The sequence below is a fragment of the Streptomyces sp. NPDC058145 genome (assembly GCF_042884245.1).
Lineage (GTDB): Bacteria > Actinomycetota > Actinomycetes > Streptomycetales > Streptomycetaceae > Streptomyces.
The window spans coordinates 197,098-212,024 of the sequence record NZ_JBHVUH010000002.1 but is presented as its reverse complement, the minus strand read 5'-3'; the positions used below and the strand labels follow the sequence as shown (position 1 = coordinate 212,024).

Here is a 14,927-nt window from a genome sequence, read left to right as displayed (position 1 = left end):
ATGCCAGACACCCCCGCCGCGCCCGTGCTGCTGGCGAACGAACCCGGCTCGTTCCCGCACAGTGTGCTGGCCGAGCGGCACCCCGCGATCATCCGGCGGGTACGGGACGCCTTCCCCTACGGTCCCGGGCAGCACCGGGCGCTGGACGAGTTGCTGAAGAGCTGCGTCGACGGCGTGCTCGAACCGCTGCCCGAGGACGCGGGCGACCGTGAGCGGTGGCGTGCCTGGGGCCTGGACGACCACGTGGGACGGTCCTGGTTCGAGGTGCCGTGGCTGTGGTCCGAGAGCTACTTCTACCGCCTGCTGCTCGAGGCCGTCGGCTACTTCGGCCCCGGCCCCTGGCAGGGCGTCGATCCCTTCCGCCCGTTCAAGCGCGCCGAACTCGACGCCCCGGAGACCGGCGAGGAACTGGCCGCGCTCGACGCGCTCCGCCACCGGCCGGAGCCGGACCGGGCCCGCGCCCTGCTGCACGGCTCGCTCTGGGGCAACCGCGCCGACCTCGGCTTCCGTCTCTCCGCCGGGGACGCCGGGGACGCCGGGGACGCCGGGGACGCCGGGGACGCCGGGGACGCCGGGGACGCCGGACCGGTGCCGGCTCTGGTCGCCGACGACAGCGAGACCCTGTGGTCGCTGCTGCCGCCCTCCGGGACCGGCACGCTCTGCCTGGTCGCCGACAACGCGGGCCGCGAACTCGTCCCCGATCTGCTGCTGATCGCCCACCTGCTCGGCGCCGGCCGGATCGGCCGGGCGGTGCTGCACGTCAAGCCGTACCCGTACTACGTCTCCGACGCCACCACCGCCGACGTCGTCGACGCCCTGCGGCGGCTCGTCGCGGCGCCCGGAGCGGCGGGGGAGTACGGGCGGCTGCTCTGGGCTGCCATGGCCGACGGGCGGGTCACGGTGCGCGCCCACCCTTTCTCCAGCTCCCCGCTGCCGTACGCCGACCTGCCGGACGACCTGCGGGCCGAGTTCGCCCCGGCCACCCTGACCGTCGTCAAGGGCGACCTCAACTACCGCCGTCTGGTGGGCGACCGGAGGTGGCCGCCGACCACGTCCTTCCAGGCCGCGACCGCCGGCTTCCCCGGCCCGGTCGCCGCCCTGCGCACCCTGAAGTCCGACGTGATCACCGGCCTCACCGCGGCCACCGAGGCCGCGCTGGTCGCCGCGGAGGAACAGCGCTGGCGCACCGCCGGCACCCACGCGCTGATCCAGGTGAACGCGTCAAGCCAGGTGCGCGGGCAGTGACTTGACGCCGTTGATGAAGTTGGACACCAGCCGCCGGGCCGGACCGGCCGGCCGCGGGCCGGGCAGGACGCGCAGCACCTCCTCGTGCAGCAGCCGCAGTTGCAGCCGGGCGAAATGGGCGCCCAGGCAGACGTGCGGGCCGTCCCCGAAGGAGACGTGCGGGTTGGGCGCGCGGGTGAGGTCCAGCCGCCCGGGATCGGCGAAGACCCGCTCGTCACGGTTGGCGGAGGCGTGGAACACCACGACCTTCTCGCCCGCCCGGATCCGGCGGCCCGCCAGCTCGGTGTCCCGCGCGGCCGTCCGCCGGAAGGTCAGCACGGGCGGATGCCAGCGCAGCAACTCCTCGACGGCCGGGTCGAGTTCCATCTCCCCGGCACGCAGCCGCCGGTAGGCGTCCGGGTGCTCCATCAGCGCCAGCAGCCCGCCGGGGGCCGCGCTGCGCACGGTGTCGTTGCCCGCGACGGTGAGCAGGAAGAAGAACATCTCCAGCTCGGCGCCGGCGAGATCCTCGTCGTGGGCGAGGGTCGTCAGGATGTCGTCCGCCGGGGACCGCCGCTTGAACGCGGCCAGTTGCCGGGCGTACTCGAACATGTCCCGCAGCGAGGCCGGCGACCGCGGATTCACCGGCCTGTCCGTTCCGTCCAGCACCGGCGGAGCGGCCTCGTCCGGGTCCTGGTAGCCGATCACCCGCTGCGTCCAGTGCAGCAGCAGCCGCCGGTCACTCTCCGGAACGCCCAGCAGGTCGGCCAGGTTGAGCAGGGCGTACTCGTCGGTGACGGCGGCCACCAGATCGACCGTGCCGTCGCCCGAGCGCGCCTGTCGAAGCGCCCGCGCGAGCAGCGTGCGCGCCCGCTCCCGCGCGACCGCCGCGAACCGGTTTACGCGGCCCGGTGTGAACGCACGGCTCACCATCCGCCGCAGCCGGCCGTGGTCCGGCGGGTCCTGATTGAGCATCATGCGCCGGATGAACGGCAGGTCGTCCGGGTCGGGGTCCCGGATCTGGGTGGCGCCGAGACGCGAGGAGTACGTCGCCGGGTCCTTGAGTACGCGCACCACGTCGGCGTGCCGGGTCACCGCCCAGAACCCGGGGCCGGCCGGCCAGCCCAGCACCTCCGCCTCGTCCTGCCAGGCCACCGGGTGGTGGTCGCGCAGTACGCGGTAGTCGGCGTAGGGCACCCCGGCGGCGTACCGGCGCGGGTCGAAGACATCGGGCACCGGCGGGGCCTCGGGCACGCTCACGCCGGCCCGCCCCCGTCCGCTCGCGGCAAGGTCGTCACGCTCCAACCGTGGCCTGCGCCGGGGGCGCCCGGCAAGAGCGCGGACGGGCGTGGCGGCGCACACCGAGGTCACGGGCGGCCAACGACACCAGCGCTCTGGACAGTTGTCCCTTTCCATGGCATTTCACGCGATGGTGTGATCATGCGCCGCGCCCCGGATGGCGCTCCAGGGCGCCGGGTAGGGCCCCGCCATGACGCAGCCGTTCGAACTCCCGCACTTCTACATGCCGTATCCCGCGCGGCTCAACCCGCACCTCGACGAGGCACGCGCCCACTCGACGGCGTGGGCGCGCGAGATGGGCATGCTGGAGGGCTCCGGGATCTGGGAGCAGGCGGACCTGGAGGCGCACGACTACGGGCTCCTGTGCGCCTACACCCACCCCGACTGCGACGGACCGGCCCTCTCCCTGATCACCGACTGGTACGTGTGGGTGTTCTTCTTCGACGACCACTTCCTGGACATGTACAAACGCACTCAGGACCGCGCCGCCGGAAAGGCCCACCTGGACCGCCTGCCCCTGTTCATGCCGCTCGACCCCGCCACGCCCGTGCCGGAGCCGGAGAACCCGGTCGAGGGGGGCCTCGCCGACCTGTGGCGGCGCACGGTGCCGACGATGTCCGTCGACTGGCGCCGCCGCTTCTCCGTCGCCACCGAGCACCTGCTCAACGAGTCCCTCTGGGAACTGTCCAACATCAACGAGGGGCGGATCGCCAACCCGGTCGAGTACATCGAGATGCGCCGCAAGGTGGGCGGCGCCCCCTGGTCGGCGGGACTGGTGGAGTACGCGACCGCCGAGGTGCCCGCCGCCGTCGCCGGCACCCGGCCGCTCAGGGTGCTCATGGAGACCTTCTCCGACGCGGTCCACCTGCGCAACGACCTCTTCTCCTACCAGCGTGAGGTCGAGGACGAGGGCGAGAACAGCAACGGCGTCCTCGTACTGGAGACCTTCTTCGGCTGCACCACCCAGGAGGCCGCCGAGACCGTCAACGACATCCTCACCTCACGTCTGCACCAGTTCGAGCACACCGCGCTCACCGAAGTGCCCGCCGTCGCCCTGGAGAAGAGGCTCGCACCCGCCGAGGCCGCGGCGGTGGCCGCCTACACCAAGGGACTCCAGGACTGGCAGTCCGGCGGCCACGAATGGCACCTGCGCTCCAGCCGCTACATGAACGAGGGGGCCCGGTCCGCCGCCCCCTGGCAGCCGCCGGGCGGTCCCGGCACCTCCGCCGCCGACGTCGGCGCGCTGCTCGCCGCGGCCGCCGCGGAACGTCTGCGCGCGCACTCGCACGTGCCGTTCCAGAAGGTCGGCCCGTCCCGGCTGCCCGACTTCCACATGCCGTACGAGCCGGCGCTGAGCCCTCATCTGGACACCGCCCGCCGCAACCTCGTCACCTGGTCGCACCGCACGGGCATCCTCGGCGAGGGCGTCTGGGACGAGGACAAGCTCGCCGCGTACGACCTGGCGCTCTGCTCCGCCGGCATCGACCCGGACGCCACCCCGGAGGCCCTCGACCTCAGTGCCCAGTGGCTCGCCTGGGGCACGTACGGCGACGACTACTACCCCCTGGTCCACGGCCACCGCCGGGACCTGGCCGCCGCCCGGCTGACCACGGCCCGGCTCTCCGCCTGCATGCCGGTCGAGGGCGAACCGGCCGTCGTCCCGGCGAGCGCCATGGAGCGCGGCCTGACCGACCTGTGGGCGCGCACGACGGCGGAGATGACGCCCGACCAGCGGCGCACCCTCAAGGCGGCCGTGGACACCATGACCGAGAGCTGGGTGTGGGAGCTGTCCAACCAGGCGCAGCACCGCGTCCCCGACCCGGTCGACTACCTGGAGATGCGGCGCTCGACCTTCGGCTCCGACCTCACCCTGAGCCTGTGCCGCATGGGCCACGGCCCGGCGATCCCGCCCGAGGTCTACCGCAGCGGCCCGGTGCGCTCGCTGGAGAACGCCGCCGTCGACTACGCCTGCCTCCTCAACGACATCTTCTCGTACCAGAAGGAGATCGAGTACGAGGGCGAGATCCACAACGCCGTACTCGTCGTGCAGAACTTCTTCGGCGTGGACTACCCGGCCGCGCTCGGTGTCGTCCACGATCTGACGACCCAGCGCATGCGGCAGTTCGAGCACGTCGTCGCGCACGAACTGCCGGTGCTGTACGAGGACTTCCGGCTGTCCGGCGAGGCGCGGGCGGCGATGGACGGCTATGTCCTGGACCTGCAGAACTGGATGGCGGGCATCCTGAACTGGCACCGGGAGGTCGACCGCTACAAGGCCGAGTGGCTCGGTCGCCGCGCCCACGGCTTCCTGCCGGGCCGCACCCCCGGCGTGCCGGTGCTGTCACCGGGCTGACGGACCGGGCGTGAGCCGGCGGCCACCCGGCCGACGGCTCACGCGCCGGCCCGCGTCCGGGCACCGGTCCCATGAATACCCTCCGCCGCCCTCCGGTCAGTCTCACTCGTTCGTGTCTCGTCGCGGCCCGGCGCCGCGGGTAGGCACCATCCGGAGGCGAGCGAAACCATGGAACAGACAGCGTTGCGGCCCAAGCCGATGCCCGGCCAGGAGCGGCGGGAGGACACCGGCGCGGAACCCCCCGTCAGCCGTCCGCACGCCGCGGGCCGGCGCGGCCGGCGGCTCAGGACGGTGCTGCTCGGGCTGCTGGCCGGAACCGTCGTGCTGCTCTGCGGGGTGGGCATCGGCACGACGGGTGCCACCGTCATCGGCATGAGCCGGCTGGCCGAGCTGCGACAGCAGGCCCCGCCGCGGGGCCACCCGGCCGGAACGGCCCCCGTTTCCAACGCCGGTACCGCCGCCACCGCTTTCCCGAGCCCCGCCGACGCCCGGACCACCGGTGCGACGCTGGGCCTGGAGGCCGTGGACGCCCAGAAGGCGGGCGCGCTCGTGACCGGCGTCCATGTGCCCGGCCCCGGCTACACGGCGGGCCTGGTCCGCGGCGACGTCCTGCTGCAGTTCGGCGCGGCCCGTGTGGACACCGCCGCCGACCTGGCCCGCGCCGTGACCCACGCCCGGCCCGGCGCCACGGTGACCCTCACCGTGCGCCACAGCGGCGGCGGCTACCAGCAGCTGACCGTCGTACCAGGTGTCGTGACCTGACCGGGCGCGCGTTGCCCTGACCGGGCTCGCGCTGCCCCGCTGGGGCGCCCGGAGACAAACCCGCCGGTCACCCCCCGTCCCGGGGCCCGTGACGGTCCCGTGCCGGGCCCCGCGCACGCGGACCGCTTCGCGCGGACCTCGTTATCGGCTCGCGCCGCCCGGCCCGGCCGGGCAGGATGCTGCCCGGAACCGCTTCACCCCGTCACGCGACCGCGCTCGGAGGCCCGGATGACCGGCAGTACGCCCGCGCCCTTCACCGCCGACGACTACAGGGCCCGCATGGAGCGCGCCGCGCGCTCCGCCGCCGACGCCGGCCTCGCCGGACTGCTCGTGGCACCGGGACCGGACATGGTCTGGCTGACCGGCTACACGCCCACCGCGGTCACCGAGCGGCTCACCGTGCTCGTGCTGACCCCCGGACGCGACCCCGTGCTCGTCGTGCCCACCCTGGAGGCACCGGACGCCGAGCGGTCGCCCGCCGCGTCCGTGCTCACCCTGCGTGACTGGACCGACGCCAAGGACCCCTACGCCGTCACCGCGGCCCTTCTCGCGGAGCAAGGGCGCCTCGGCATCAGCGACAACACCTGGGCGATGCACCTGCTGGGCCTCCAGCGCACCCTGCCCGGCACCTCCTACGCCGCCCTCACCGACGCCCTGCCCATGCTGCGCGGTGTCAAGGACGCAGCCGAACTGGAACTGCTGGCGGCCGCCGGAGCCGCCGCCGACCAGGCGTTCGAGGAGATCCGGAAGGTGCCCTTCGCCGGCCGCCGCGAGTCCGACGTCGGCCACGACCTCGCCGACCTGCTGCGCCGATTCGGGCACTCCCAGGTCGACTTCACCATCGTCGGCTCGGGCCCCAACGGCGCCAACCCGCACCACGAGGTCGGCGACCGCGTCATCCAGCCCGGCGACATGGTCGTCCTCGACTTCGGCGGCCTCAAGGACGGCTACGGCTCGGACACCACGCGCACGGTGCACGTCGGCGAGCCGACCGAGGAGGAGCGCCGGGTTCACCACATCGTCCGCGCCGCGCAGGAGGCGGGCTTCCGGGCCGTGCGACCGGGCGTCGCCTGCCAGGAGGTCGACCGCGCCGCCCGCGCGGTCATTTCCGACGCCGGATACGGCGAGTACTTCATCCACCGCACCGGGCACGGCATCGGCGTCACCACGCACGAGCCGCCGTACATGATCGAGGGCGAGGAGCAGCCCCTGGTGCCCGGCATGTGCTTCTCCGTGGAGCCCGGCATCTATCTGCCCGGCCGCTTCGGTGTGCGCATCGAGGACATCGTCACGGTGACCGGGGACGGCGGCCGCCGCCTCAACAACACCACGCGTGAGATGGTCATGGTGGACTGAGGGGACCGGGAGACACACCCTCGACGACGGATCGGAACGGCTGCGCGCGACCCATGACCCAGGCACCGACACCCACCGCGGACACCGTCCGCCGACTGGTCCGTTCGCTGCTCGAGGAGAGCACCGGCCGGAACACCGGCCAGGCCGGGGGACCGGAGGTCCGCCCCGTCGGCGAGGGCCACGAGCACACCTGGTGGGTCGGCGCCCACCAGGTGCTGCGCCTCGCCCCCGACCGGGACGCCTCCGCGCGCCGCCGCCGGGAACTGCGCCTGCGCGACCTGGTCCGCCCGCACGTGCCCGTCACCGTTCCGGTCAGCATCGCCCACGGCGACTGGGCGCCGGGACTCGCCTACACCCTCGACACGGTGGTGCCCGGCGGCACCGCCGACGAGCACGACGTCTCCGCCGTCGGCGAGGCCGATCTCGCGGGCCTGCTCGGCGGGCTGCGCGCGGTGCCGGTACGGCAGGCCGAGGCGCTCGGGGTACCGCGCACCGCCCCGCGCTCCCTGGACGCGCTGCGCCGCATGGCCGTGCGGGCGGCCGAACGGCTCGCCGCCGCCGACGAGTTCGACGCCTCCCGGCTGCACCTCACCACGCCCGGCGCCGCCCAACTCGCCGCGCAGCACGGCACCGCCGTCCTGACCCACCACGGCCTCACCGGTGAGCACGTGGTGGTCAGCGCCGACGGCCGGGTGCGCGGCGTCCTGGACTGGACCGAGGCGGCCCTCGGCGACCCCGCCGAGGACATCGCCGGGCTCGCCGTGGCCGTCGGCTCCCCGGCCGCCGTGCGCGCCGCCACCCTCGCCGGGTACGGCCCCCGCCCCTGTCTGCGCGGCCTGTGGCTCGCCCGCTGTGACACCGTGCTGCGGCTCGCCGGTCACCTCGAGGGCCGCGCCACCGGCTCCCTGCCGCTCCTGCGCAGCAGGCTGCGGCGCGCCTGGGAACCGATCCTGCTGGAGCGGGTGACCGAGTTCAAGGACGACGACGACACCGCGCCGTAGCCGCGGCTCACGACACGCCGCCGTAGCCTGCTCAGGGCTGGATCAGCACCACGCACGACTCCCCGGGTACCTGCAGCAGCCCGTCCGGGCCCGGGGCCCGCACCGGGTCCCACGCGGCGAGGACCTCCACCCGGCCGGTGCCCAGCGGGATCGCGGCCGGCTCCTTGCCCAGGTTCACCGCCACCCGGACGTCCCCGCGCCGGAACGCCAGCCAGCGGGCCTCGGCGTCGTAGGCCACCTTGGTGTCGGCGAGGTCGGGATCGGTCAGGTCCGGCTGCTCCCGGCGCAGCGCGATCAGCCGCCGGTACCAGGCCAGCACGCGCGCGTGCGGCTCGCGTTCCGGCTCCGACCAGTCGAGGCAGGACCGGTCCCGGGTCGCCGGGTCCTGCGGATCCGGTACGTCCTCCTCGGCCCAGCCGTGCTGCGCGAACTCCCGGCGCCTGCCACGCCGTACCGCCTCGGCCAGCTCCGGGTCGGTGTGGTCGGTGAAGAACCGCCAGGGGGTGCCCGCCGCCCACTCCTCGCCCATGAACAGCATCGGCGTGAACGGCGCGGTCAGCGTGAGGGCGGCCGCACAGGCCAGCAGGCCGGGGGAGAGCCGCGCGGAGAGCCGGTCCCCCTGCGCCCGGTTGCCGATCTGGTCATGGGTCTGGCTGTAGCCCAGCAGCCGGTGCCCGGCCACCCGGGCCCGGTCCAGCGGCCGGCCGTGGACGCGGCCGCGGAAGCTCGAGTACGTCCCGTCGTGGAAGTAGCCCCCCGTGAGCGTCTTGGCGAGCGCGTCGAAGGGGTCCCGCGCGAAGTCGGCGTAGTACGCCTGGGACTCACCGGTCAGCGCGGTGTGCACGGCGTGGTGGAAGTCGTCGTTCCACTGCGCGTGCAGCCCGAGGCCGTTCTCCGCGCGCGGGGTGATGAACCGCGGGTTGTTCAGGTCCGACTCGGCGATCAGCGACAAGGGGCGGCCCAGTTCGCCCGCGAGGCCGTCGACGGCGGCGGACAGCTCCTCCAGGAAGTGGCACGCGCGCGTGTCGTACAGCGCGTGCACGGCGTCCAGCCGCAGCCCGTCGAGCCGGTAGTCGCGCAGCCACGCCAGCGCACTGCCCACCAGGAACGCGCGCACCTCGTCCGAGCCGGGCGCGTCCAGGTTCACCGCCGAGCCCCACGGCGTGTGGTGCGTGTCGGTGAAGTACGGCCCGAACAGGGGCAGATAGTTGCCCGACGGGCCCAGGTGGTTGTGCACGACGTCCAGGACCACGGCCAGACCGAGTTCGTGCGCCCGGTCCACGAACCGCTTCAGCGCCTCGGGGCCTCCGTACGGCTCGTGCACCGCCCACAGCGACACCCCCTCGTACCCCCAGCCGTGCCGCCCGGGGAACGGGCACAGCGGCATCAACTCCACATGAGTGACACCCAGTTCCACCAGGTGCTCCAGCCGGGCCGCGGCCGCGTCCAGGGTGCCCTCGCGGGTGAACGTGCCCACGTGCAGCTCGTAGAGCACCGCCCCCGGCAGCCCGCGCCCCGCCCACGCGGCACGCCACGCGTACCGCCCGTGGTCGACGACCGCGCTCAGGCCGTCCGGGCCGTCCGGTTGCCGGCGCGAGCGCGGGTCGGGCAGCACCGGACCGTCGTCCAGCGCGAACCCGTACCGCGAGCCGTCCCGCGCCAGAGCCTCCCCCTGCCACCAGCCGGCCCGCCGCGGATCGCGTTCCAACGCGCCTGTCGCACCGTCGCAATGGAGCGTCACACGGTCTGCCTGCGGTGCCCACACCTCGAACTGCACGGACGGTTCCCCCTCGTCTGCTCACCGTGATGTAGTCACGTCCATCGTGCCGCGAAAGCGATCAATCCGCTTTCGAATCCGGGCTTTCCCGGCGGGTGTCGCGCCGGTACGCGTACGTCGGCACCGTTTTCCCCGATTCTGGACACCGGGGGTTCACACCCCTGACAATCACCAGCGTGACGTCGTCCTTCGAGTTCCCCCTGCAACCCGCGCGGCTGTCCGACGCGGAGCGCGACAAGGCGCTGCGGGTGCTGCGGGAAGCCGTCGCCATGGGAAGGCTGTCGCACGACACTTTCGTACACCGCATGGAACTGGCCCTCGCCGCCCACGGCGCGGACGAACTCGCCGTCCTCACCGCCGATCTGCCCCGCGAGAAACGCTTCTCGCGCGCGGTGTTCGGCACCGTCGAGGCCGTCTCCGGGTTCACCGTACGGCTGCGCCGGGCCTGGCAGGCCGAGCGGCTGCCCAAGCTGCTGCTGCCGCACCCGGCGGGCGGCCACCCGCTGCGCATCGGCCGCGACCCCGCCAACGGGCTGCGTCTCAACCACGACACCGTCTCCCGTGTGCACGCCGAACTGCGCCGCCAGGGCGGCGTGTGGATCCTCAGGGACCTCGGCTCCACCAACGGCACCACCGTCAACGGCCGCCGGGTGACCGGCGCCGTCGTGGTCCGCGAGGGCGACCAGGTCGCCTTCGGCCGGACCGTGTTCCGGCTGGCGGCGCACCGGGACACCTGACCGGACCCGCCCGCGGCCGTCCGCGCGCGCGGTTCCGTTCGGGTGAGTGGGGGTGGGGAACGCGGGTCGTTGTGCCGATGTACCGGGCATGACGTACCTCACCCGAGCGACCGCGGCCGCCGGCGCCGTACTGGCCGCCGGCCTCCTCGTCGCGGGACCGGCCCAGGCCGCCTCCCGCGCCACACCGTCCGGTGACTGGCTCTACCTCACCGTCACCCGCGGCGAGAGCCCGTCCATCGACTCCCACGGCACCCTGCTGCGGTGCGACCCGCCCCGGGGGCACCCGCACGCGGCCGACGCCTGCGCCGGGCTCGCCGCCGCCGGCGGGGACATCGCGCGCATCCCGCAGAAGGACGTGTTCTGCCCGATGATCTACGCCCCCGTGACCGCCCGCGCGCACGGGGAGTGGAACGGGCGGCCGGTCGAGTTCCAGGAGACGTACGCCGGCAAGTGCGTCATGAACGCGCGCACGGGTTCGGTCTTCGCCCTGGACGACTGACCCGGGCGGGACGGCCGACCGGGGCGGACGGAACCCGCCCCACGGGCCGCCGGCGCGGGCGGCACGGACGCCGCACGTCGCCCGCGCCCCGGCGGTGCCTCACCCCGCCCGCTCCCGGGCCTGCTGAGCCGCCACCAGAACCGTCCGGGACTGGTGCTCCACCTGATGCTCCAACGGCACCCAGCGGGCCTGGAAACGCGCCGCGTAGGCCTCGCACCAGCAGGCGACGAGCCGCTCCAGACCGGGGACCGCCCGGTCGTCCGTCTCCCGTAGCGCCCGCAGCAGCATCGCCGCCGCCCGCAGCGGCAGCCGCCGCCCGAAGGCGTCCACACTGCCGACGTAGGCCATCGTCGTGGCGGCCGGCGGGGTCTGGACCCAGTCCCGGGCCAGGCCCGGTATCAGGTCGAGCACCCAGCGCGCCGCCCGCGGCAGCGGCCCGTCGGTGTCCCGCAGCCGGGGCAGCCCATCGTCGAACACCCGCTCGACCTGCAGCGCGTCCCGCAGCAGCCGCGCCGCCAGCCGCCGCATCGCCGCCGCCGGCGCCGGGTGCGGCGCCGGGTCGCCCACCAGGTCGCTGGCCCACATCGGGACTTCCACCACCGCCGTCAGACCGCCGTAGCGGTGCGCGTGGTACCAGGTGCTGTGCCGGGCGTCGTCCGGCAGGCTCGGGTAGGCGACGCCGCTCTCGGGGCCGGGCATCACATGCACCCCGGGCCCCGAGGCCGGCCAGCCCGCCGCGTCCGAGGCGCCCGTCTCCACCGGTATGTGCAGCTCGGCCGCCGACTTGGCGAACGGCTCGGCGAGGCCCGGCACGTCCTTCGTCAACTGCACCCAGCTACCGCCCAGCTCGGTGCCGTGCAGCGTCACCTGGAGGTACGGGCGCACCTCGTCGATCACCCCCGTCAGGGCCCGCGTCTCGGGTGGCAGCCGGTCCGGCGGCAGCACCGCGGGCGACCACTCGGGCTGCTCCGCGCCCGTGGGCCGGTAGAAGCCCCGGTGGTAGTCGAGCAGGCTGCGCGGCGCCGGGGTCACATGCAGGCTCGCGCCGTCCGGGTCCGCGCACAGCAGGAAGTGCCAGGAGGTACCGGTCCGCAACACCGGCGTGGCCAGGACCCGTTCGGCCAGCGCCCGCAGGGTGCAGCCGCCCGTCGGTTCGTTGGCGTGGGCGCCCGCCACCACCAGCACCGCCCGGCGGGAGTGCCCCACCGACAGCAGGTGCAGGGGCCGGCCGGCCTGTGAGGCGCCCACCTGCCTGAGCGCGCACAGCCGGGGCTCCGTGGCGGCCAGCGCCCGGGCGGAGGCGACCAATTGGGGAACGCTGGGATAGCGCAGCTCCGGCAGGAGACTCACCCCCGACTTGTCCAACCGGCTTCGCCCTCACAGTGCCGCACGGCGTGGGTGAACTGTCAAGAACGGCGCCGGGAGCCGCGCGGGGGCGCCCGGACGCATTCACCGACGAGCCTCAGCCCTCGCCGCTCCGCTCCAGCAGGACCACCGGGAACGGGTCGAGAAGGTCCGCCACACGCGCGTGCCCGGTGAACTCCCGTCCCGGGCTCAGCGCGTCCGCCCACCGCCCGGGCGGCAGCTCCAGGCGTGTCTCCCGCCAGCCGCCCGACTCCGCCAGCCGCAGCGACAGCCGGGTCACCGCCGTGACCACCTCACCCGAACGAGTGAACGCCAGGCAGTGCTCCGCGGCCGGTCCGTCCGCTGCCAGCGGGACGTACGTCGCCGTCGTGCCGAACGCGCCGGGCCGGCGCGCGCGCAGCCGCAGGGCCGCCGCCGTCAGCGCGTCCTTCTCGCCGGGCACCGGAGGCGGGAACGGCACCGGCCGCCGGTTGTCGGGGTCGACCAGCGTCCGGTACTCGCTCTCCGTGCCCTGGTACACGTCCGGCACCCCCGGCATCGTGAGCTGGACCAGCGCGGTGCCCAGGACGTTCGCCCGGACGTGTGGTTCCAGTGCCTTGCGCAGGGCGGCCACCCGCTCGCCGGGCGGCCCGCACGGTCCCGCCGTGAGGAAGGCGGCCACCGCCTCCTCGTACGGCGGCTCCTGCTCGGTCCAGCTCGTGTACATCCCCGCCTCGCGGACGTGCTTCAGCAGCGCCTCCCGGACCCGCTCCTCCTCCGCCGGGCCGAGTCCGAACACCGTCTGCCAGGCCGCCCAGGCGAGCTGCCCGTCGGGGGCGCCCTCCTCGGCCCGGGACACCTCGGCGAGCACCTTCGCCCAGCGGTCCGGGCACTCGGTGAGCACGGCCAGCGCGGCGCGCACGTCCGCGCTGCGCTTGGTGTCATGGGTGGTGACGACCGTGCCGGTGGCGGGCCAGTCGCGCTGCACGCGCGCGCAGTACGCGTGGAAGTCCTCCGGGGACACCCCGGGCGAGCCCGGATCGCCGCCCACCTCGGCCGCCGACAGCAGCGGCACGTAGCGGTAGAACGCGGTGTCCTCCACGGCCTTGGCGCGCAGCGCCGACGCGGTCTGCGCGAACCGGGTGCGGAACTCCACCCGGCCGGCGTGGTCCGGGGCCGAGGCGTCGCCCGGGTCCCCGACGAGCAGCCGCCGCACGATGCCGACCGCGTCCGCCTCCTCGGGCACCACGAAGGCCAGCCGGGCCTCCTCGGCGGCCTGCTCGGTGATGACGGCGGAGGCGTCCTGGGAGGCGTAGGGCCGGTAGACCCGCATCCGCACCAGCAGCTCCTCCACGGCCGTGCGCAGCGCCCACGGCGCCCGGTCGCGCAGCGACAGGTCCGGCGAGGCGGCGCACAGCTCGGCGGCGACCCGGGTGAGCCGGTCGGTCTCGGTGGCCAGTTCGTGCGTGAGCACCTTGTAGGCGGCCCGCCGGACGGTGGCGTCCCAGTTGCCGCCCCGGTCCGTCTGCGGGGCCGCGAACGCCCGGTAGCGGCCGAGCAGCTCGTAGGCCCCGGTGCGGTCCGTGAACAGGCCGTCGACGTGGCGCAGGGCGTCGTAGCCCGTGGTGCCCGCCACCGGCCAGGAGGCGGGCAGGGGCTCGCCGTCGGCGAGGATCTTCTCCACCACGGTCCAGCGCCCGCCGGTGGCCTCGTGCAGCCGCCGCAGATAGGCGTCGGGGTCCGCCAGCCCGTCGGGGTGGTCGATCCGCAGCCCGTCGACCACGCCCTCCTGGAGCAGCTGGAGGATCTTGGCGTGGGTGGCGTCGAAGACCGCCGGGTCCTCCACGCGCACCCCGATCAGCTCGGAGATGCTGAAGAAGCGCCGGTAGTTCAGCTCGGTACGGGCCAGCCGCCACCACACCGGGCGGTACCACTGCGTGTCGAGCAGCCGGGGCAGCGGGAGGTCGGCGGTGCCCTCGCGGAGCGGGAAGGCGTGGTCGTGGTAGCGCAGCACGTCCCCGTCGACCACCAGCTCGTCCAGCTCGGAGCCGACCGGCCCGCCGAGCACCGGCAGCAGCACCTGGCCGCCCTGCGCCTCCCAGTCGATGTCGAACCAGCGCGCGTACGGCGACTCGGGCCCCTCGCGCAGCACCTCCCACAGGGCCCGGTTGTGCCGGGGCGCCATGGCCATGTGGTTCGGCACGATGTCCACCACCAGGCCCAGGCCGTGCTCACGCGCGGTCCACGCCAGCGCGCGCAGTCCGTCCTCGCCGCCCAGTTCCCCGCGCACGCGCGCGTGGTCCACGACGTCGTAGCCGTGCGTGGACCCCGGGACGGACTCCAGGACGGGGGACAGATGCAGGTGCGAGACGCCCAGCGACGCCAGGTACGGGACCGCCGCCGCGGCGGCGGCGAACGGGAACGAGGGTTGCAGTTGCAGCCGGTAGGTGGCGGTGGGTACCTCGGGTCCGGGTCGCGCAGCAGTCATGGAACCCTACGTACCCAGCGCACCGGATTTCGTGTCATCCCCTCCGCACGTGGGGGGGCGCACGCCGGAGTGCGCACGCCCCCACGG

At 74.4% G+C, this 14,927-nt stretch carries 11 protein-coding genes; 7 read left to right on the top strand and 4 right to left on the bottom strand.

The window, feature by feature from the left end:
* Complete coding sequence (locus ACFVVO_RS05090) at nucleotides 1-1,245, top strand: damage-control phosphatase ARMT1 family protein (protein ID WP_390051849.1); 1,245 nt, start codon at nucleotides 1-3, stop codon at nucleotides 1,243-1,245.
* Here the strand turns inward: ACFVVO_RS05090 and ACFVVO_RS05085 are convergent.
* The gene (locus ACFVVO_RS05085; RefSeq protein ID WP_390051848.1) at nucleotides 1,222-2,484 is read right to left on the bottom strand and encodes a cytochrome P450; all 1,263 of its coding nucleotides are present in this window, start codon (nucleotides 2,482-2,484) and stop codon (nucleotides 1,222-1,224) included. The genes ACFVVO_RS05090 and ACFVVO_RS05085 overlap by 24 nt on opposite strands.
* Nucleotides 2,485-2,713: 229 nt before the next feature.
* Between ACFVVO_RS05085 and cyc2 the strand changes: the two genes are divergently transcribed.
* The 4 genes from cyc2 (at nucleotide 2,714) to ACFVVO_RS05065 (ending at nucleotide 7,995) form a co-directional block, all read left to right on the top strand.
* On the top strand, nucleotides 2,714-4,876 hold the full coding sequence (gene cyc2 / locus ACFVVO_RS05080) for a germacradienol/geosmin synthase Cyc2 (protein WP_390051847.1): 2,163 nt from the start codon (nucleotides 2,714-2,716) through the stop codon (nucleotides 4,874-4,876).
* 168 nt (nucleotides 4,877-5,044) lie between these two features.
* The gene (locus tag ACFVVO_RS05075) at nucleotides 5,045-5,638 is read left to right on the top strand and encodes a PDZ domain-containing protein (RefSeq protein ID WP_390051846.1); all 594 of its coding nucleotides are present in this window, start codon (nucleotides 5,045-5,047) and stop codon (nucleotides 5,636-5,638) included.
* A gap of 228 nt (nucleotides 5,639-5,866) precedes the next feature.
* Entirely contained in the window at nucleotides 5,867-6,994 is a 1,128-nt protein-coding gene (locus tag ACFVVO_RS05070; protein ID WP_390051845.1) for an aminopeptidase P family protein, read from the top strand.
* A 53-nt stretch (nucleotides 6,995-7,047) separates the two neighbouring features.
* A complete protein-coding gene (locus ACFVVO_RS05065) occupies nucleotides 7,048-7,995 on the top strand; it encodes a phosphotransferase (protein ID WP_390051844.1) in 948 nt (315 codons plus the stop codon).
* Nucleotides 7,996-8,026: 31 nt separating this feature from the next.
* On the opposite strand, the gene treZ is transcribed toward ACFVVO_RS05065, so the two are convergent.
* Entirely contained in the window at nucleotides 8,027-9,772 is a 1,746-nt protein-coding gene (gene treZ, locus ACFVVO_RS05060) for a malto-oligosyltrehalose trehalohydrolase (RefSeq protein ID WP_390051843.1), read from the bottom strand.
* Nucleotides 9,773-9,948: 176 nt separating this feature from the next.
* Here treZ and ACFVVO_RS05055 point away from each other — a divergent pair, with 176 nt between their 5' ends.
* On the top strand, nucleotides 9,949-10,509 hold the full coding sequence (locus ACFVVO_RS05055; RefSeq protein ID WP_390051841.1) for an FHA domain-containing protein: 561 nt from the start codon (nucleotides 9,949-9,951) through the stop codon (nucleotides 10,507-10,509).
* Nucleotides 10,510-10,597: 88 nt separating this feature from the next.
* On the top strand, nucleotides 10,598-11,008 hold the full coding sequence (locus ACFVVO_RS05050) for an SSI family serine proteinase inhibitor (RefSeq protein WP_390051840.1): 411 nt from the start codon (nucleotides 10,598-10,600) through the stop codon (nucleotides 11,006-11,008).
* Nucleotides 11,009-11,107: 99 nt separating this feature from the next.
* Here the strand turns inward: ACFVVO_RS05050 and ACFVVO_RS05045 are convergent, their stop codons facing one another.
* Together ACFVVO_RS05045 and treY are read right to left on the bottom strand one after the other, a co-directional pair.
* Nucleotides 11,108-12,358: a M14 family zinc carboxypeptidase gene (locus ACFVVO_RS05045; protein ID WP_390051839.1), complete on the bottom strand. Its 1,251-nt coding sequence runs from the start codon at nucleotides 12,356-12,358 to the stop codon at nucleotides 11,108-11,110.
* A 112-nt stretch (nucleotides 12,359-12,470) separates the two neighbouring features.
* The gene (gene treY / locus ACFVVO_RS05040) at nucleotides 12,471-14,840 is read right to left on the bottom strand and encodes a malto-oligosyltrehalose synthase (protein WP_390051838.1); all 2,370 of its coding nucleotides are present in this window, start codon (nucleotides 14,838-14,840) and stop codon (nucleotides 12,471-12,473) included.
* Nucleotides 14,841-14,927: the final 87 nt, after the last annotated feature.